At 71.3% G+C, this 18,634-nt stretch carries 19 protein-coding genes; 10 read left to right on the forward strand and 9 right to left on the reverse strand.

The genetic code is table 11. The features are described 5' to 3' along the window. The first annotated feature begins 266 nt into the window (after nt 1-266). Nucleotides 267-914 carry a Fic/DOC family N-terminal domain-containing protein gene (locus AC0L5F_RS14445; RefSeq protein WP_473314107.1) on the forward strand — a complete coding sequence of 216 codons (648 nt, stop codon included), beginning with the start codon at nt 267-269 and terminating at the stop codon, nt 912-914. Continuing rightward, complete coding sequence (locus AC0L5F_RS14450; protein ID WP_473314109.1) at nt 850-1,476, forward strand: Fic family protein; 627 nt, start codon at nt 850-852, stop codon at nt 1,474-1,476. The genes AC0L5F_RS14445 and AC0L5F_RS14450 overlap by 65 nt, the downstream gene beginning before the upstream one ends. A gap of 24 nt (nt 1,477-1,500) precedes the next feature. Here the strand turns inward: AC0L5F_RS14450 and glpX are convergent, their stop codons facing one another. Next, the gene (glpX, locus tag AC0L5F_RS14455; protein WP_473314110.1) at nt 1,501-2,508 is read right to left on the reverse strand and encodes a class II fructose-bisphosphatase; all 1,008 of its coding nucleotides are present in this window, start codon (nt 2,506-2,508) and stop codon (nt 1,501-1,503) included. A gap of 34 nt (nt 2,509-2,542) precedes the next feature. Here glpX and AC0L5F_RS14460 point away from each other — a divergent pair, with 34 nt between their 5' ends. Further along, the gene (locus AC0L5F_RS14460) at nt 2,543-3,070 is read left to right on the forward strand and encodes a DUF4245 domain-containing protein (RefSeq protein WP_473314112.1); all 528 of its coding nucleotides are present in this window, start codon (nt 2,543-2,545) and stop codon (nt 3,068-3,070) included. A 101-nt stretch (nt 3,071-3,171) separates the two neighbouring features. Here the strand turns inward: AC0L5F_RS14460 and AC0L5F_RS14465 are convergent, their stop codons facing one another. Next, the gene (locus tag AC0L5F_RS14465) at nt 3,172-3,369 is read right to left on the reverse strand and encodes an exodeoxyribonuclease VII small subunit (RefSeq protein WP_473314114.1); all 198 of its coding nucleotides are present in this window, start codon (nt 3,367-3,369) and stop codon (nt 3,172-3,174) included. Further along, entirely contained in the window at nt 3,362-4,585 is a 1,224-nt protein-coding gene (xseA, locus tag AC0L5F_RS14470; protein ID WP_473314115.1) for an exodeoxyribonuclease VII large subunit, read from the reverse strand. The genes AC0L5F_RS14465 and xseA overlap by 8 nt, the downstream gene beginning before the upstream one ends. Nucleotides 4,586-4,617: 32 nt before the next feature. Between xseA and AC0L5F_RS14475 the strand changes: the two genes are divergently transcribed. Then, nucleotides 4,618-5,610: a 4-hydroxy-3-methylbut-2-enyl diphosphate reductase gene (locus AC0L5F_RS14475; RefSeq protein ID WP_473314116.1), complete on the forward strand. Its 993-nt coding sequence runs from the start codon at nt 4,618-4,620 to the stop codon at nt 5,608-5,610. A 26-nt stretch (nt 5,611-5,636) separates the two neighbouring features. On the opposite strand, the gene AC0L5F_RS14480 is transcribed toward AC0L5F_RS14475, so the two are convergent. Continuing rightward, nucleotides 5,637-6,251 (reverse strand): DUF5134 domain-containing protein, encoded by a 615-nt coding sequence (locus AC0L5F_RS14480; RefSeq protein WP_473314117.1) that lies wholly within the window; start codon nt 6,249-6,251, stop codon nt 5,637-5,639. Nucleotides 6,252-6,405: 154 nt separating this feature from the next. On the opposite strand from AC0L5F_RS14480, the gene AC0L5F_RS14485 reads away from it, so the two are divergent. Further along, nucleotides 6,406-7,335: a cytochrome c oxidase assembly protein gene (locus tag AC0L5F_RS14485; protein ID WP_473314118.1), complete on the forward strand. Its 930-nt coding sequence runs from the start codon at nt 6,406-6,408 to the stop codon at nt 7,333-7,335. Further along, on the forward strand, nt 7,332-9,347 hold the full coding sequence (locus tag AC0L5F_RS14490; RefSeq protein WP_473314120.1) for a cytochrome c oxidase assembly protein: 2,016 nt from the start codon (nt 7,332-7,334) through the stop codon (nt 9,345-9,347). Before AC0L5F_RS14485 ends, AC0L5F_RS14490 begins: the two co-directional genes overlap by 4 nt. Here AC0L5F_RS14490 and AC0L5F_RS14495 read toward each other — a convergent pair. Both AC0L5F_RS14495 and AC0L5F_RS14500 read right to left on the reverse strand, forming a co-directional pair. Next, nucleotides 9,228-11,477 carry a heavy metal translocating P-type ATPase gene (locus AC0L5F_RS14495; RefSeq protein ID WP_473314121.1) on the reverse strand — a complete coding sequence of 750 codons (2,250 nt, stop codon included), beginning with the start codon at nt 11,475-11,477 and terminating at the stop codon, nt 9,228-9,230. The genes AC0L5F_RS14490 and AC0L5F_RS14495 overlap by 120 nt on opposite strands. Then, complete coding sequence (locus tag AC0L5F_RS14500; protein ID WP_473314122.1) at nt 11,461-13,767, reverse strand: heavy metal translocating P-type ATPase; 2,307 nt, start codon at nt 13,765-13,767, stop codon at nt 11,461-11,463. Before AC0L5F_RS14500 ends, AC0L5F_RS14495 begins: the two co-directional genes overlap by 17 nt. Before the next feature lie 23 nt (nt 13,768-13,790). Here AC0L5F_RS14500 and AC0L5F_RS14505 point away from each other — a divergent pair, with 23 nt between their 5' ends. The 4 genes from AC0L5F_RS14505 to AC0L5F_RS14520 are packed head-to-tail and all read left to right on the forward strand — an operon-like array spanning nt 13,791 to nt 17,318. Then, entirely contained in the window at nt 13,791-14,174 is a 384-nt protein-coding gene (locus tag AC0L5F_RS14505) for a BlaI/MecI/CopY family transcriptional regulator (protein WP_473314123.1), read from the forward strand. After that, nucleotides 14,174-14,956 carry a M56 family metallopeptidase gene (locus tag AC0L5F_RS14510; protein ID WP_473314124.1) on the forward strand — a complete coding sequence of 261 codons (783 nt, stop codon included), beginning with the start codon at nt 14,174-14,176 and terminating at the stop codon, nt 14,954-14,956. Before AC0L5F_RS14505 ends, AC0L5F_RS14510 begins: the two co-directional genes overlap by 1 nt. Nucleotides 14,957-14,980: 24 nt before the next feature. Then, the gene (locus AC0L5F_RS14515; protein WP_473314126.1) at nt 14,981-16,867 is read left to right on the forward strand and encodes a Na+/H+ antiporter; all 1,887 of its coding nucleotides are present in this window, start codon (nt 14,981-14,983) and stop codon (nt 16,865-16,867) included. Nucleotides 16,868-16,871: 4 nt separating this feature from the next. Further along, a complete protein-coding gene (locus AC0L5F_RS14520) occupies nt 16,872-17,318 on the forward strand; it encodes a YdeI/OmpD-associated family protein (RefSeq protein WP_473314127.1) in 447 nt (148 codons plus the stop codon). Nucleotides 17,319-17,323: 5 nt separating this feature from the next. On the opposite strand, the gene AC0L5F_RS14525 is transcribed toward AC0L5F_RS14520, so the two are convergent. From AC0L5F_RS14525 to AC0L5F_RS14535, 3 genes are all read right to left on the reverse strand, one after another. After that, nucleotides 17,324-17,707, reverse strand: coding sequence for an MmcQ/YjbR family DNA-binding protein (locus tag AC0L5F_RS14525; RefSeq protein ID WP_473314129.1), 384 nt, complete (start codon nt 17,705-17,707; stop codon nt 17,324-17,326). Next, nucleotides 17,707-18,123 carry a DUF6542 domain-containing protein gene (locus tag AC0L5F_RS14530; protein ID WP_473314130.1) on the reverse strand — a complete coding sequence of 139 codons (417 nt, stop codon included), beginning with the start codon at nt 18,121-18,123 and terminating at the stop codon, nt 17,707-17,709. Before AC0L5F_RS14530 ends, AC0L5F_RS14525 begins: the two co-directional genes overlap by 1 nt. A 150-nt stretch (nt 18,124-18,273) precedes the next feature. Further along, nucleotides 18,274-18,603 carry an antibiotic biosynthesis monooxygenase family protein gene (locus AC0L5F_RS14535; protein WP_473314131.1) on the reverse strand — a complete coding sequence of 110 codons (330 nt, stop codon included), beginning with the start codon at nt 18,601-18,603 and terminating at the stop codon, nt 18,274-18,276. Between the last annotated feature and the right edge of the window lie 31 nt (nt 18,604-18,634).

Below are 18,634 nucleotides of genomic sequence, written 5' to 3' on the forward strand. Positions count from 1 at the left end.
AGATATGGAAGGTTTTTCTCTGATGTTGCAGCTCAAAATACAAGTCGCAGCGCAGGTGCCCCAACGTTACAGTCCGCTTCGGACAACGCCTCCAAAAGCTTCGACAGCGCGCATGAAGCAGGCCCTCGATTGCCGGTCTTGGGGTTCGGCGCAGGCAAGGCCCACGCGGCCGATGTATGCGAGCCTCAGTTGGTGATGGTGTGTGATGGTGCGATTCACTGAGATAAGGCACGAAAAATGTCACACAACGCGAGTAGAGTGAAATTGTGGATTTGAAAATGTTTGTGAACGACACAACTGGCCATCTCACAGAGATCACCGGCAACGACCCCGTTCGCGGACCGTGGAGCCACATGGCTTTCGTGCCGTTCCCGCTCCCCGAAGAATCTCCTGACTTGTCACCGGGGACCTATCGCGAAATCGCGAACGCGCGGGCGGCCCTGGCCGCTTTGGACAGCACCGCTCGTCAGTTGCCCAACCCTCAGCTCTTGCGACAGCCCGCTCTGCGGCGCGAGGCTCAGAGCACCTCGGCGCTTGAGGGAACGTACGAACCGCTGGATGCGGTCTTAGTCGCCGACGAGGACGACCCGGGCAACATCAACCTGCGCGAGATTCTCAACTACGTGCGCATCGCTGACCAAGCCTTCGCGGCGGTTGGGGAAGGAAGACCTCTCACGGCCACCATGATGTGTGAACTGCAGGGACGCCTCGTGGCGGGAACTCCATCGGACACCGATGGCGCCGGCGATGTGCGAGGCAAGCAAGTGGTCATCGGGCGTCGCGATGATGCGCTTCCCGAGTCATTTCCCGTCGAAGCTTCTCCGCTTCGTACCGAGCCCGCCAGGCGCCATGCTCCGAGCCGACCTCGGGACACTCCTCGATTGGATGGCTGCAGATCGCGCCGACCGTATTGACCCGGTGGTAGCAGCTGCGATGTCGCACTATCAGTTCGAAACCTTGCACCCATTCGAGGACGGAAATGGCCGTCTGGGGCGGCTTCTTGTGGTGGCTTTCCTCTACTCGGTCGGGACCATTAGCGAACCCACCTTGACGGTCTCTCCCTGGTTCGAGGCGCGCCGATTTGAGTACTACGACAAGTTGCTCGGTGTGAGCGCCGTCGGTGACTGGGACGGTTGGGTCGAGTTCTTCGCCCGAGGACTCAAGGAATCGGCGATCCTCACTCATCGTCAGATGCTCGCACTCGTTGCTGTTCAAGAGAGCCTAAAAGAGGTGGTGAGGGCCTCGCGGTTGCGGGCTGACACGGCGCTCATGCTGGTCGATCACGCGGTCGCCAACCCGTCATTCACGGTCAGAGGAGTGGAACGCGCCCTGTCGATCTCCTACGGACGTGCAAACACGTTGGTCGACCAGTTGGTGGACCTGGGTGTGCTAGTTCAGCGGCCCGGCAGTGCATACGGGCGCCGGTTCTACGCGCCGCAGGTCTTGCACGCCATCACCAGCACGTCAGGCTCGTGATGGGCAACATCCGGACAGGGTCTCTCAGTGTTCGTAGTCGACGCTGGAGTAGGCCTGCAGCTTGGCGAGCTGGTGCTCGCTGGTGATCTTGCGGATGGTGCCGGAGCGCGAGCGCATGACGATCGACTCGGTGGTGGCGGTGCCGCTGCGGTAGCGGACGCCCTGCATGAGCTCGCCGTCGGTGATGCCGGTGGCGACGAAGAAGCAGTCGTCGGCGGCCACGAGGTCGTCGGTGCCCAGGACTCGGTCGAGGTCGTGGCCCGCGTCGATGGCCCGCTGCTTCTCGTCGTCGTCGACGGGCCACAACCGACCCTGGATGACGCCGCCGATGGCCTTGATGGCGCACGCGGTGATGATGCCCTCGGGCGTGCCGCCCACGCCCACCAGCAGGTCCACGCCGGTGTCGGGGCGGGCTGCCGTGATGCCGCCGGCGACGTCACCGTCGATGATGAACTTGATGCGGGCGCCGGCCGCGCGGATCTCCTCGACCATCTGGTCGTGACGGGGGCGGTCGAGCACGCAGACCGTGATGTCACTGTTGGTGCGGCCCTTGGCCTTGGCGACGCGGGCGATGTTCTCGGCGATCGGCAGGCGGATGTCGACGGCGTCGGCTGCCTCCGGGCCGGCGATCAGCTTCTCCATGTAGAAGACCGCCGACGGGTCGTACATGGAGCCGCGGGGCGCCACCGCCATGACCGAGACCGCGTTGGGCAGGCTCTTGGCGGTCAGGGTGGTGCCGTCGATGGGGTCGACGGCGACGTCGCACTCCGGCCCGGTGCCGTCGCCCACCTGCTCGCCGTTGAACAGCATGGGCGCCTCGTCCTTCTCGCCCTCGCCGATCACGACGACACCGTTCATCTGCACGGTGTTGATGAGGGTGCGCATGGCGTTGACGGCCACGCCGTCGGCGCCGTTCTTGTCGCCGCGTCCGACCCACCGCCCGGCGGCCATGGCCCCGGCCTCGGTCACGCGCACCAGGTCGAGGGCGAGGTTGCGGTCGGGCGCCTGTGCTGCGGGCTGGAGGTGGTCCACGGGCGCCACTGTACCGACGACGTACGCTGGCGCCGTGGCCTCCACCCGTGGAAATCCCGACATCGGGGACATCTTGCGTTCGATGCTGGTGATCGGCGTGATCATCCTGGCGCTGTTCGGATTCGGCAAGATCTTCACGTCGACGCCCGAGCAGACCGTGTCGACGGTCGACTACCAACTGGTGCTCAAGCAGGCCCAGGCCGCCACCAACCTGAACTTGTTGGCCCCCGACACGTTGCCGCCCGGCTGGCGCGCCACGTCGGCGCGCTTCGAGCCCGGTGTGAACCGCGCCGGAGGCACCTGGCACCTCGGCGTGCTGACCGCGGACGACGACTACGTGGGCGTCGAGCAGACCCCGGTCTCCGTCGACCAGGCCGTCGAGAAGTGGGCGGCAGGCAGCGAGGACGCGGGCTCGGCCCAGGTGGCCGGCACGGTCTGGTCGGTGCGCACCGGCCCCGGCGACCGGATCGCGTACGTGCAGCGCGAAGGCGATCGCACGACGCTGGTCAACGGCACCGTGTCGCAGGCGCAGCTGGAGCGGTTCATCTCGTCGTTGTCGTGAGGTGACGGTCGTGGCTCGGGCGAGCCGGTCGGGTGTGGTCGCCTCGCTTCGCTCACGTCCCTCGCTGGCGCTCCGGACTGGCGACCGGGCGGGGTGACCGGCTAGTCCTCGTCGGGGGCGGCCTTCTCGAGGCGGGCGCGGGCGCCGTCGAGCCAGCGCTGGCAGACGGCGGCCAGCTCCTCGCCGCGCTCCCAGAGCTTGAGCGACTCCTCGAGCGTCGTGCCGCCGGTCTCGAGCTTCTGCACGACGGCGATCAGCTCGTCGCGGGCCTGCTCGTAGGACAGCTGGTCGTCAGTCATGGGCGAGATCCTCGATCGAGAGCGTGCGGACGGAGAGAGAGCCGTCGACGATGCGGACGGTCAGCTGGTCGTCGGGGGAGACCTGGTCGGTGCGGGTGACGACGGTGCCGTCCGGCAGCTGGGCCACGGCGTAGCCGCGCTCCAGCGTGGCCAACGGGGACAGTCCGCGCACACGGGCGAGGTGATGGCCGACCTCGTCGGCCGCACGGTCCAGCCGGTTGAGCACCGAACGGCGCGACCGGTCGCGCTGATCGGCCAGCACCGCCGTGGCCGTGTCGATCATCGACGTCGGCGTCGCCAGCACCGGGCGGGACCGGATCGACGCCAGTGCATGCGCCTCGTGCTCGATGCGACCGGCCACCGCGAGGAACGCCCGTTCGCGCATGGCGGCCAGCCCGGCCAGCTCCTCGGCGACCGCCGGCACCAGGTGCTTGGCCGCGTCCGTGGGCGTGGACGCCCGCAGGTCAGCCACGAGATCGAGGATCGGGACGTCAGGCTCGTGGCCGATGGCGCTGACCACGGGCGTCCGCGCCGCGGACACCGCGCGGATCAGACCCTCGTCGGAGAACGGGAGCAGGTTCTCCATGGAACCGCCGCCGCGGGTGATGACGATGACGTCGACGGTGGGGTCGGCGTCCAGGAAGCGCAGGGCGTCGATGACGTCGCGCGCCGAGCTCTCGCCCTGCATCAGGGCGTGCCGCACCACGAACCGCACGTCGGGCCAGCGTCGGCGGGTGTTCTCCAGGACGTCGCGCTCGGCGGCCGAGTCCTTGCCGGTGATCAGCCCGATGCCGTGAGGCAGCAGCGGCAACGGCTTCTTGTGGTGTGACGCGAACAGGCCCTCGGCCGCCAACAGCTGACGGCGCCGCTCCAGCTGGGCCAGCAGCTCACCCTCGCCCTGCAGGCGGATCTCGCGCAGCTCCAGCGTCAGCGAGCCGCGGGGAGCGTAGAAGGCCGGCCGCGCCTGCACCACCACGCGCGCCCCCTCGACCACCGGTGCGGGCGCGGCGTCGAGGATGCTCACGTGGCAGGTGGCGTCGATGGAGATCGAGGCCCGCAGGTCGCGCAGGGTCAGGAAGCACACGCCCTGACGGCGGGTCAGCTGTGCCACCTCGGCCTCGACCCACACCGCTCCGAGCCGATCGATCCAGCTGCCGAGCAGCGTGGAGATCTGGCGCAGGGGGGCGGGGGAGTCCGCCGACGTCTGCAGGGCCATGGGCTCACCCTAGAGGCCGTTACGATGGCGGCATGGCTTCTGAGGTCTCGTTGGGCATGCCCGCCGTCGGTGGCAGTGTGCTGCTGGCCGACCCCCGCGGCTACTGCGCCGGGGTCGACCGCGCCGTCATCACCGTGGAGAAGGCGCTCGACCTGTACGGCGCCCCCGTCTACGTGCGCAAGCAGATCGTGCACAACAAGCACGTCGTGCAGAACCTGGCTGCCCGCGGAGCGGTGTTCGTCGAGGAGCTCGACGAGGTGCCCGAGGGCGCCACGGTCGTCTTCAGCGCCCACGGTGTCTCGCCGATGGTGCACGCGGAGGCGGCCGAGCGCAGCCTCAAGACCATCGACGCCACGTGCCCGCTGGTCACGAAGGTGCACCACGAGGCCAAGCGCTTCGCCCGCGAGGGCAAGCACATCCTGCTGATCGGCCACGCCGGTCACGAGGAGGTCGAGGGCACGGCGGGCGAGGCCCCCGAGAGCATCACGCTGGTCGAGCACCCCGACGACGTCGAGCACCTGGAGTTCCCCGCCGATGCCCGGCTGTCGTGGTTGTCGCAGACCACGCTGAGCGTCGACGAGACCATGGAGACGGTGCGCCGCCTGCGCGAGAAGTTCCCGCAGCTGGAGGATCCGCCCAGCGACGACATCTGCTACGCCACCCAGAATCGCCAGGTCGCGGTCAAGGAGATCGCCAAGGACGCCGACCTGGTGATCGTGGTCGGCTCGGCCAACTCGTCGAACTCCGTGCGCCTCGTCGAGGTCGCGCTGGAGGCCGGTGCCAAGGCGTCGTACCGCATCGACGACATCTCCGAGATCGACGAGGCCTGGCTCGACGGCGTCGAGACGGTCGGCGTCACGTCCGGCGCCTCGGTGCCCGACGACCTCGTGCAGGACGTGCTGGGCTACCTCAGCGAGCACGGCCACCCCGACGCCGATGCCGTGCGCACGGCCGACGAGAGCCTGATCTTCGCGCTGCCGCCCGAGCTGCGCCGCGACATGAAGGCGGCCGGTCAGCCCACCTGACCGTCTCAGGCCATGAGGGCCGGTCGTCAGGCCATCAGGGCGAGGAAGGCCACGGACATCCCGGCGGCCATCAGCACGCCCACCGAGTCGTCCGCCACGGCCAGGGACTGCAGGGGCCGTCCCCGGCGCGACTCGCGGCCTATCGTCACGGCGTAGGCGATCGCCGCCGCGGCGAACACCAGGCCGCTGATCCAGCTCAGCGTCAGGCCCCACGACGTGGACCCGCGCATCGCCATGCCCGGCATGCTCATGTCGCTGCCGCTCATGGACCCACCGCTCATGGACCCACCGCTCATGGCGATCGCCATCCAGACCATCGCCAGCATCATCACGGCGTGGTAGCCGAGCGCGATCCGGCCACGGTGGTGGTGCGTGAGTCCGGTCGGAGGTTCGGAGCGGGTGGCGAGCGCGAGGTACCAGACGGTGGCGGCCCCGAAGACCGCGATCTGGGGTGCGACCGGCACGTCGAGGTACCAGGCCCACGGCATCGCCGCCATCGCCGCGCACATGAGCACGTGGGCTCCCGATCCCACTCGGTCTCGAGATCCGGGGCCGCCGACCAACCGCACGAGGTGGTAGGCGCCGCACGCGACGAAGGCGACCGTGAGGGCGATGGCCAGGGGGCCATCTGAGTGATCCATCGACACCGGGGGTGTTCCTTCCGCGCGGCGGGTTAGGCTGACGTTCTACATCGTGTCGCACACTCTACAAGATGTAGAAGATCAACGGTGCAGATGTCGGCACGGAACGCCGGGACGGAGGATCGTGGAGTCATCGCCGCTCTCGTGGTCACGCGTGATCACCTCGTGGCACCCGTCGTGGTGGTGGATCGCCGCCGGTGTCCTCGCGCTGGTCGTCTACGCGGTGGCGTGGCGCCGAGCCCGGGGGCGCGACGCTACGTCGGTGCCGCGCCGCTGGCTGGTCAGCTGGGTCGCGGCGGTGCTGGTGCTGTGGGTGGTCGTGCAGTCCGGCATCGATCGCTACGCGACGGCGCTGCTGTGGATGCACATGATCCAGCACCTCGCGCTGATCATGGTGGTGCCTGCGCTGCTGGTGCTGGGCCGTCCCCTGGCAGTCCTGACCGCGGCCGTGCCGGGCTTCACCTGGCACCGCTCGCGCGCGGCGTCCGTGGTGCTGCATCCGCTGGTGGGGTTCGTGGTCTACACCGTCGTCATCTTCTCGACCCACCTCACGTCGTTCCTGGACGTCTCCACCACCGATCCGGCCGTCCACGTGGCCGAGCAGACGTTGTACGTCGTGGCCGGCACGTGGATGTTCTGGCCGCTGCTCGGCGACGACCTCCCGCGCGCGCCCCACCTGCTGGTCCGGCTGGCGGTGCTGTTCATCGCGATGATGCCCGACGCGGTGGTCGGCATCGTCCTGCTGCAGAGCGAGACGGTCCTGGCGCCGGCCGTCGGAGAGCACCGCGTGGGCTGGGGGCCTGCGCCGCTCGCCGACCAGCAGGCTGCCGGCGGCATCATGTGGGTCTTCGGCGACTCGATCATGGTGCTGTTCGCCCTGCTGGTGGTCATCGCGCTGATCCGCGCCCGCGACGGTGAGGGCGCCGGGGCGGGTGCCTTCCTGGAGGGCGTGCGGCGGTCGACCTTCGAGGACACCATGCGACGCCACGGTGTCGACACGTCCGCCACCGCGCAGATGGACGACGACGACGCCGCGCTGGCCGCGTACAACGCGATGCTGCAACGGCTGCAGGAACGACCGTGACCGTCGAGCGGTCGCGCACCCTGGTCCGCGCGGCGCTGGTGGGCGGGGCCGTGCTGGCGCTGCTCGTCGTGCTGGTCGCCGGCGACTCCGGGCTGGTCGACCTGGTCGGCGACGCGGGGCGGTTCACGCGGTGGTCGTCACCGGTGGCCCGCTACGTCGCGATGGCGGCCGGCGCGATCACCCTGGGTGCCCTGGCCCTGGCCGCGGTGATGACGCGTCCCGCCCCCGCCCCGCATGCCGGAGACCTGGAGGCCGCCGCCGTGGTGCTGGGGCGCGTCGCCGTGCGCGCCGCCGGGTGGTGGGCGCTGGCCTCGTTCGTGCTGGTGTCCCTGAGCGCCTCCAGCGGGGCCGGCATGTCGTTGGACCAGGTCTCCGGGCCGGGACAGTGGTGGACCCTGGTCATCAACCAGCCCGAGCCGCGCGCCTGGCTGGTCTCGTTCGTGTGCGCTCTCGCCGTCTGGGTCGCGGGCCGCGTGGTGGTGCGCTGGGCGGCGCTGGTCGGGTTGGTCGCGGTGGCGTTCGTGGCGCTGTGCGCACCGCTGGCCACCGGGCACGCGTCGTCGGGTCGCGGCCACGACCTCTCGACCGCAGCCGTGCTGGTGCACGTGCCGGTCGCCGCCACCTGGCTGGGTGCTGCGGTGCTCATGGTCGTCGTGCGGGCCAAGCGGCTGCACCACCCCGACGTGCTGCGCCGCTACGCCGAGCTGACCGGCTGGTGCGCGGCGATCGTCGCGGCCACGGGTCTGGTGCTGGCCGGCTGGATGGTGCCCGGCCCTGGTGCCGCGACGTCGCCGTACCTGGCTGCCGTGGTGGTGAAGGTCGTCCTCACCGTGGCGCTGGCCGGGCTCGTGGTCGCGCGACTGCGCCACCGCGCGGCCCGATGGCTGCCGGTCACCGAGGCTCTCCTGCTGGTCCTGGCGCTGGTGGTGTCGACCGACCTGACCCAGTTCTTCCCGGCCGCGTTCCGCAGCCCGGTCAGCGACGACCAGATCCAGCTCGGCTACGACCTGACCGAGCCGCCCGGCTGGCGACAGGTCCTGCTGCACTGGCGGCCCGAGGTGCTGTTCGTCGTCCTGGTCGCGGTGATGGTCGTCTGGTACCTGGCCACGGCGCGCCGGGTGCCGGGATGGCCGCGTCGCCGGACCGCCTGGTGGCTGGCCGGCTGTGTGAGCCTGCTCGTCGCGTCCAGCTCGGGACTGGCCCGCTACGAGGCGGCCATGTTCTCGGCCCACATGGCCAGCCACGAGCTGGTCATGAGCTTCGCGCCGCTGCTGCTGGTGCAGGGTGCGCCCTTGACCCTGGCCGTGGCCGCTCAGCGCACCGGTGTCGCAGCACGGCCCGCCGACGTGGTGGAGTCGATCCTCGGCTCGCGCACCGGCCGCATCCTCACCCACCCGGTGGTGGCCGTGGGACTGTTCACCGCGTTGCCGTTCGTGCTGTACCTGACGCCGTTGTTCGACGCGGCCTCACGGTTCCACTGGGCGCACGTGCTGGTGGCCGTCGTGTCGTTCGTCATCGGCTACCTGTTCGCGTGGACCGTGGTGGGCCCCGACCCGCTGCCGCGGCCGATGCCGGAGGTGGTGCGGATGGGCATGCTGCTGGCGGCCGGCCCGATCGCCGTGGTGTTCCCGGTGGCGGTGATCCTGAGCGACCACGTGCTCGGCAACGGCTACTGGAGCGCCAACTTCTACTCCTCGCTGGACCTCCCGTGGCGACCCGACCTGATGCAGGACCAGCGGTACGGCGCCTACTGGGCACTCGCGCTCGGCGAGGGGTCGATGGTCGTGGCGGCGCTGATGCTCGCGGTGCGCTGGGGGCGGCCCGAGGCCGACACCGACGGGCTCACGGCCGCAGGCGCGCTGCGGACCGCTCGGTCCGAGCCCGCGGCCGGGTCACGCCTCGCCGACCTCGTCGACGTGTCGCAGGCGCAGGCTGTTGGTGACGACCAGCAGCGAGGACAACGCCATGGCGCCACCGGCGACGAGCGGACTGAGTCGACCCGCGGCGGCTAGCGGGATGGCCACCACGTTGTAGCCGAACGCCCACACCAGGTTCCAGCGGATGGTGCGCAGCGTCGCCGCGGCGAGCCGGATGCTGCGCGGCACGAGGGTGAGGTCGTCGCGCACCAGGACCACGTCGGAGGCGCCGATCGCGGCGTCCGTGCCGCGCGGCATCGCCAGCGCGAGGTCCGACGAGGCGAGGGCCGGGGCGTCGTTGACGCCGTCGCCGACCATGGCGACGGTGTGCCCCTCGCCGCGGAGCCGGGCGATCACGGCGGCCTTGTCCTCGGGCATCACCTGGGCGACGACCTCGTCGAGTCCGAGCTCGTCGGCCACCACGCGGGCAGCCGCCTCGGCGTCGCCGGTCAGCATCACGGTGCGCAGGCCCATGTCGCGCAGCTGCTGCACGGCAGCCACGGCGCTGACCTTGATGCGGTCGGTGACCGCGAATCCTGCCTCCGTCACACCGTCGACGCCCAGCGCGCTGACGGTGCGACCCAGGCGCTGCTGGTCCTCGACCCACTGGGCCCACCCAGGGTCCCGGCCCGGCCCCACGGCCCACTCGGACGAGCCGAGTCGGTGCTCCCGGTCGTCGACGCGGCCCTGCACGCCCCGTCCGGCCGTCTCGCGGATCATCGTGGCGGGCACCTCAGGCACGTCGTCGGTGCGCGCGACCAGTGCCGCGATCGCCGCGGACACCGGGTGGCGCGAGCCCCTGGCGAGCGCACCGGCGCGGGCCAGGGCGGTGACGTCGTCGGCGCCCGGGGGAAGCCACACCGCGGCCACCGACGTCCTGCCCTCCGTGAGGGTGCCGGTCTTGTCGAGCACCACGACGTCGATCGTGCGGGCCGTCTCCAGCGCCTGGTGGTCGCGGATGAAGATGCCCAGCTGGGCGCCGCGGCCCGACGACACCAGCATCGCCATCGGCGTGGCCAGCCCGAGCGCGCACGGGCACGCGATGACCAGCACGGCGAGCGCGGGGTTGATGGCGGCACGCCAAGTGCCGTCGGCGATCCACCACCCGGCGAGCGTCAGCACCGACAGCGCGATGACCGCCGGTACGAACACCGAGCTGATCTGGTCGACCAGGCGCTGGGTGGCGGCCTTGCTGGACTGCGCACGCGTGACCAGGGAGGTGAGGCGCGCGACCCGCGTGGCCGCTCCGACGCCGGTGGAGCGCACCTCGAGGCGGGCCTCGAGGTTGACCGTCCCGGCCCACACGACGTCGTCGGGTCCAGATGACCTGGGAGTGGGCTCGCCGGTCATCACGCTGGTGTCGATGGCCGACGTCCCGGCCACGACGACGCCGTCGACCGGCACCCGGTCGCCCGGCAGCACCACCACGACGTCGTCGACGCGCAGGTCGTCGATCGGCACGGTCCGTTCGCGGCCGTCCACCAGCACGATCACGTCGTCCGGCTGCACCGCGGCGAGCGTGCGGAGCGCGTCGCCGGCCCGCACCCTGGCCTGGGCCTCGAACAGGCGTCCGGCGAGCACGAACGCCGTCACGCCGCCCACGACGTCCAGATAGATCGCCCCCCACGGGTTCCACAGCTCGGCCCACCCGCGGGCCGTGGGTCCGTCGGTCAGGTACATCGAGTAGATCGACAGGATCGAGGCGGCGATCACGCCCAACGACACCAAGGTGTCCATCGTGGCGGCGCGGTGCCGGGCGGCGAAATAGGCGGCGCGGTGGAACGGCCAGGCGCACCAGGTGGCGATCGGCGCGGCGAGCGCCGTCAGGAGGAGGTCCCAGCCGGGGAACCGCAGGTCGGGGGCCACCGTGAGCGCGATGGACAGATCGCCCACCGGCACGCACAGCACCAGGGCCACCACGAGGCGACGGCGCAGGTCCGTGGTGCGGTGGCGCTCGGCGTCCGACTCGTCCTCGAAGGCCCGGTCGCACGGTTGCGCGTCGTAGCCGGCCGAGCGGACGACATCGACGAGGCGCTCGGGATCGATGGCGTGGTCGACGGCGACGGTCGCGAGCGAGGTGGCGTAGTTGACGTGGGCGGCCACCCCGTCGACCCGGTCGAGGGCCTTCTGGACGCGGCGGGCGCACGCCGAGCAGGTCATGCCGGAGACGGTCAGCAGCATCTCGCGCCCGGACGAGTCCGATCGGGTCTCAGCGGTGGTCGACATCGGGACCTCCGGGCTCGAGGGCCGTGCCGGCACGCGCCAGCCGCAGGCTGTTCAGCACCACCATCAGCGACGACGCGGCCATCGCCGCGCTGGCGAGCAGCGGGTTGAGGATCCCGGCGGCGGCCAGTGGCACGGCGGCCAGGTTGTAGCCGATCGCCCACACCAGGTTCTGCGCGATCGTGCGGCGGGTGGCACGCGACAGCTCGACCAGCGTGGGCACGAGGCGCAGATCGTTGCGCAGCAGCACCACGGACCCGGCCTGCCGCGCGGCGTCGGTGCCGTGCGTGACCGCCACGCCGACGTCGGCCGTGGCCAGGGCGGGCGCGTCGTTGACACCGTCGCCGAGCACCAGCACCCCCCGGCCGCGACGCTGCAGGTCGGTGACCAGGTCGGCCTTGACCGCGGGTGACGCGGCGGCTCGCCACTCGTCGACGCGCAGCCGCTCGGAGATCTCGGCGACGGCCGCGGCGTGGTCGCCGCTGGCCACCACCACCCGGTGGCCGAGCCGGTGCAGCTGGTCGACGGCGGCGGACGCACTGGGCTTCTCCAGGTCGAGCAGCGCGAAGCCGGACACGGTACGGCCGTCGACCGCCACGCAGGTGACCGTGCGGCCGCGTGCTCGCTGGTCGACACACCAGGTGTGCACGGAGTCGTCGACCTCGATCCCGATCTCGTCGAGCTGGTCGGGGGAGCCGGCGTGGACCGGCCGTCCGTCCACGGTGGCGGTCATGCCCCCGGCGGTCTCCTGCAGGTCCTCGACCAGGGGCCGTCCCGCCTCGGCCGCCGGCAGCAGCGACCCGGCGATCGCCCGGGCCACGGGATGACGCGACTCACGCAGCAGGGCGAGTGCCAGCCGGTCGTCGTCGACGGGCGAGGTCCAACGGTCCACGACGGACATCAGGCCGAGAGTGAGCGTGCCGGTCTTGTCCACGACCACCGTGTCGACGCGCGCGGCGAGCTCCAGCGCCGCAGGGTCCCGCACGAAGATCCCGAGCCGGGCGGCGCGACCGGACGCGACGGCGACGGCCGCCGGTGTCGCCAGGCCGAGGGCGCAGGGGCAGGCGACCACCAGCACGGCGAGCCCCGCCGACAAGGCCTGGGCGGACTGGCCGGCCACCGCCCAGCCGGCCGCGGTGAGCAGCGCCAGGGCGACCACGGACGGCACGAACACCGAGATGACGCGCTCGACCGCCTGGTGCAGCGGTGTGCGCCGGGACCGTGCCTGGTCGACCATCTCGACCAGCTGGGCCAGCACCGTGGAGGCACCAGCGTGGTCGGCGCGCACCACGAGGCGACCGGTGAGGTTGATCGTGCCGCAGCTGACCGGGTCGCCGACTCCAGCTGGGCGGGGTGCCGACTCTCCGCTGAGGACCTGGGTGTCGACGGTCGAGCTGCCGTCGAGCACCTCGCCGTCGACCGGGACCGCCTCGCCCGGGCCCACCACGACCCGGTCCCCGACGACGAGATCGCTCACCGAGACCGAAGTGACCTGCCCGGCGGCGTCCATCCGTCGGGCCGAGGTGGGAACCAGCGCCGCGACCTCGGCCAGCGACGCCGTGGCCCGCGAGCGCGCACGGTGGTCCAGAATGCGGCCCAGCAGCGTGAACGTCGTGATGCCGACCGCCACGTCGAGGTAGACCGGCCCTTGGGGGTGCAGCAGCACCGAGAGCCCCGAGCCCGTCGCGGTGGCGGCTCCGGGTGCCAGCAGGGCCCAGGTCGACAGCACGACGGCGGCGAGCACGCTGAGCGAGACGAGTGAGTCCATCGAGGACCCGCCGCGGCGCAGGAGGGTCAGCGCCGCTCGATGGAAGGGCCATGCGCACCAGCCGGCGACCACGGCCGAGAGGGCGAGCAGCACGAGGCGCCACCCGGCGAACAGGTGGTCGGGCGCGAAGGCGCCGGCCAGGCTGAGGTCGAGGACCGGGACGAACACGACGGCTGCGACGACCAGCCGCAGCACCAGACGGTCCGGGTCGTGCGGCCGCGACGACCCGCCCGCCACCACCGGTGGTGCGATCGTCGCGCGGTAGCCCGCCTGCTCGACGGCCTCGATCGCAAGCCGCGGATCGAGATCGGCCGGAATCGTCGCGTGGGCCCGACCTCCGAGCACGTCGACCGTGACGTCCGTGGCGCCGGAGGCCTCCAGCCGGCGGCGCACCCGCGTGCCGCAGGCGGCACAGGTCATGCCGCTGACGCTGAGGTCGAGGACGCGAGTCCCGCGATCGGAGATGCCCGGGCCGTCAGCCGTGACGACGGCTGACGAGAGGGTGGTGCCCGAGCGATTCGACATCCTGTAGAGGGTACACTCGGTGCATGAAGGGTCCCACCCGACGCGAGCCCGGTGCGCTCAAGCGAGAGATCGTCCGCATCCTGCGTGACTCGCCCGACGCGCTCACCGCCCGACAGGTGGCTGCGGCCGTCGGCAACGCCGGTGGCCCCACGCCGGCCCTGACCACGGTCCTGACCGTTCTCGACCGGTTGCGCGTGGCCGGCGAGGTCGACCGCGCGCACCGCCCCGGCCAGGAGTACCTGTTCTCGGCGGTGCTCGAGGACTCCCAGGCGGCTGCCGGCCAGATGCTCGAGGCGCTGCTCGGCTCGGGTGACCGTGGGGGTGCGCTCACCCGATTCTCGGGCTCGCTCAGCGACGCCGACGCCGACCTGCTGCGCCGCGCGCTCGACCGGCGTTCCACCGACTGATGACGCTCTGGATCGTCGGCCTGCTCGGCTACGCCAGCGCGTCGCTGCTGCTGACGCCGCTCCTGCTGGCCGGTCGGCCGTGGTCCGTGCGCAGGCCGCGCCTGGCCATCGGCGGCTGGCTGTTCGCGCTCGCCACCGGTGTCGCCACCGCCACCACCGGGGTCAGCCTGTGGATCGCGGACGGGATCGACGAGCCGCACGGGGTGACCGGCGCCGGGTCGGTCGCCCTGTACCTGAGCGCGTGGGTCGTGGTGGCCCTGGTCTCCGGGTGCGCCGCGATGGCCGTCGGACGGGCGGCTGCAGAGGTGCACGCCCATCGCGGCCGGTGCGTGCAGGCCCGGTCGGTCGTCGACGCCTGCGCAGGTCACTCCACGGCCGTCGACGGGCAGACGGTGCACGTGGTGCGGCACGACGCCACCTTCGCGGTGAGCCTCACCGGCCCCGACGCCCGCGTGATCGTGTCCTCCGGCCTGATCACCGCCCTCGACGCCCGTGAGCTCGAGGCCGTCGTGCAGCACGAGCTGGCCCACCTGAACCTGCACCACGACCTGCTCATGCGGCTGGCGCACCTGCACGAGGCGTGCGTGCCGGTGGGTCGGACCCCCATGCGGATGCGCGAGGCGATGAGCCTGCTGATCGAGCTGATCGCCGACGACCGTGCGGCGCGCCACTGCGGGAGTGCCCCGCTGGCCGAGGCGCTGCACAAGATCGGCACCCTGACCCGCGACGACTCGATGACCCTGCGGGCGCGACGCCTCGACGCGGCCCTGTCCACGCTCTGACCGCAGTCGGGGGACAATGAGCGGGTGGACATCGCCCTGACGGTCGTCACTCTCGCCGCGATCGCCGTCGCCTTCAGCACGTTGGCCGGACGGTTCGCGCTGTCGGCACCCCTGGTGCTCATCGTGGTCGGCATCGTGGTGTCGTACCTGCCGTTCCTGCCCGACGTCGAGCTGACGCCCGAGCTGGTGCTGATCGGGCTGCTGCCGCCCCTGTTGTACTCGGCGGCCATCCGCACCTCGTTGATCGACTTCCGCAGCAACAAGCGACCCATCGCGCTGCTCAGCGTCGGCCTGGTGATCTTCACGACGGTCGGTGTGGGCCTGCTGGTGTGGGCGATGCTCGACGTGCCGCTGGCCGTCGGGTTCGCGCTCGGCGCCGTGGTGGCTCCGCCGGACGCCGTGGCCGCCACGGCGATCGCCCGCCGCATCGGCATGCCGCGCCGCGTGGTCACGATCCTCGAGGGCGAGAGCCTGGTCAACGACGCCACCGCCATCGTGACGCTGCGCACCGCCATCGCGGCCATCGCTGGCACCGTGTCGGTGTGGCAGGTGGCGGCGTCGTTCGTGCTGTCCGCGGTGGGCGGTGTCCTGGTGGGTCTGGTGGTCGCGGTCGTGATCGTCAAGGTCCGCAAGCTCGTCGAGGACGAGACCGCCGACGTCGCGGTCTCGCTGATCACCCCGTTCCTGGCGTACCTGCTGGCCGAGGAGGTGCACGTACCCGGCGTCGACGGCCATCCCTCGGGCGTGCTGTCGGTGGTGGTGGCCGGGCTGATCCTGGGCCACAAGTCGCCGCTCATCCAGTCCGGCTCGTCGCGGCTGTTCGAGCGCACCAACTGGACCACCATCTCCTACGTGCTGGAGAACGCGGTCTTCCTGCTGATCGGCATGCAGATCCGCTCGATCCTCATCGACGTCGGTGACAGCGAGCTGTCGACCGGCCTGATCGCCGCCACGTGCGCCGCGGTGCTGGTCGCGGTCATGGTGCTGCGCATGGTCTGGGTCATCCCGGCCACCTACCTGCCTCGCCTGCTGCCGTTCATCCGCGACGGCGATCCGGCGCCGCCCTGGCAGGTGCCCGTCGTCATCGGCTGGGCCGGCATGCGCGGCGTGGTCACGCTGGCCGCGGTGTTCCTGCTGCCGCTGGACACGCCGCACCGCGAGGTGCTGGTGCTGATCGCCTTCGTCGTCACCGTCGGCACCCTGCTGATCCAGGGCTTCACGCTGCCGTGGTTGGTGCGCCGGCTCGGAGTGCCGGGGCCGGACCGGCACGAGGACCACCTGCAGGAGGCGAGCGTCTACCAGGCGGTGTCGGACGCGGGCCTGAAGTACCTCGACGAGCACGAGGACCGCGAGGTCTCCGCCGACGTCCGCAAGAGGCTGCGTGAGCGGTCGTTGGATCGTGCCAACAGCGTCTGGGAGCGGCTGGGTGGTCGTGAGACCCCCACGGCGCAATACTCGCGCACCCGTGCGGCGATGCTCGACGCCGAGCGGCAGGAGCTGCTGCGCATCCGTGCCACCGGCGGGGTCGACCAGTCGGTGCTGGCCCGGGTCATGAATGCCCTCGACGTCGAGGAGTCGATCCTCGACCGCGCCGCCGAGGACGAGACCACCGCCGAGCGCGAGACCGACCTGATCCCCACGCCCGGCGCCAACGGCGGCTGCGACCACCTGCGCGAGGCCACCCGGGTGCCCGACCCGCTGACGCCTCGCGGCTGCGGGGAGTGCCTCGAGCTGGGGGAGGACTGGGTGCACCTGCGCATGTGCCTGACCTGCGGCCACGTGGGCTGCTGCGACTCCTCGCCTCGCCGGCACGCCTCGGCGCACTTCCACGAGACCGCGCACCCGGTGATGCGCTCGTTCGAGCCGGGCGAGGCGTGGCGCTGGTGCTTCGTCGACGAGCTGACGGGATGACTTCATGACACTTCACCTCCACGACGTCGTGCTCGAGCCACGAGGCCCGGCCGCGGCGGTCATCCTCACCGACGAGCAGGTGGCGTCCCTCGGCGGCGGCAAGACCCCTCCGGTGCGCTTCACGGTCAACGGCGTCAGCGTTCCGGGCCGCATCGGCCGCATGGGTGGCGAGAACCTGATGGGGTTCAACAAGGCGGTGCGGGCGCAGCTGGGCGTCGAGGCAGGGGATGTCATCGACGTGGAGATCGTGCTGGACGACCAGCCGCGCGAGGTGGAGGTGCCGCCCGCGCTGGAGGCCGCGCTGGCGGCCGACCCGGTCGCCCGTGCGGCCTGGGATGCGCTCGCGCCCTCGCACCGCAAGGAGCACGCCCGCGCGATCAACGAGGCCAAGCAGGACGCCACGCGCGACCGGCGGGTCGACAAGACGATGCAGGCGTTGCGCGGCGACTGAGGACGTCAGCGAGCGAGGTACTCCTCGGCCAGCTTCTTCGGGGCGCGTGCCAACCAGGCGTCCTCGACGATCTCGCGGAGCCGTGGCTCGTCGACGCGGTCCATCCGCACGAGCACCGACGGGTGACCGTCGAAGTGCGACACGGTGAAGAACACGTCGGTGTCGGAGGCCAGCACGGCCTCCTTCTCGCCGAGGTCCTCGACCCGTGCGCCCGCAACGGGTCCGTCGGGGGCCGCGTCGCCGAGCTCGGTCAGCTCCTTGGCTCTCAGCGGCCGCTCCCACACGAACATCTGGCCCGCCACGCGGTAGGTGGGGTTGCCCCAGGCCGGCTTCTCGGTGGTCTCGGGCAGCTCGAGGGCGAGCCGGCGCAGGTCGTCGAACGAAGCCATCAGGTGTCGGCGAGGATGCGCCACACGATGACGCCGATGGCCAGTGCGTGACCGACCGCCAGCGTGAGGCCGTGGTCGATCACCGCTGCGAGGTAGCGGGTGAACAGCCCGGCGTCGGCTGCGAGTCCGTCGACCGCGATGGCCTGGGGGCGCAGCACGCACACGGCGAACAGCGTGCCCAGCAGCAGCAACGGTGGCAGGACTCCGGCGGGGAACAGCTCTCGCACGTCGATGGCCATCGGCAAGGTGACCACGATCAGCACGAAGCCGAGCGAGAACGCGAAACCGAGCGAGCCGTTGACCAGGTCGAGCGCGGTGACGGCGGCCATGGCGACGCAGCCGAGCACGATCGTGCCGCGCACCGTGAGGTCGTGCGACGCGAGTTGTTGCCCGGGCCCGAGGGCCGTGCGCTCCATGGGATCGACGGTAGCGTCCGAACGGCCCCGACGAGGTGCACGACGGCCGGTGTCGAGGCTGCGATTGCGGGGCTGGTGTGGAAGGGGGAAGGCATCCATGGCTCCACTGTCGCGCCGCCCACCGACACTTTTTGACGGGCAGCGAGCAGGTCAGCCGGCGGAGCCGCCGGCGATCTCGTAGTTCCAGACCTCGCTGTGGGTGGAGACCGGCTTCTTCGGCGCCTCACCGCCGGCGCGCTCGACCGCAGAGCGGTGGCCCTCGGCGAACGACGGGGAGTCGACCCATGCCTGGAAGGTCTCCTCGCTGGCCCAGCGGGTGATGACGAGCCACTGGTCACGGTCGTCGGTGGGCTTGAGCAGCTCGAAGCCCTCGAACCCCTCGGCCCCGTCGACGGCGCCCGCGCGGGCGGCGAATCGGTGGGCGAGCTCGTCCCCGGAACCGGCCGGGACGGTGATGGCGTTGATCTTGATGACGGTCATACGTCCAGTGTGCCTCGTGGTCTGACAGGCT

It is taken from the genome of Aeromicrobium sp. 10G20-16 (assembly GCF_055809665.1).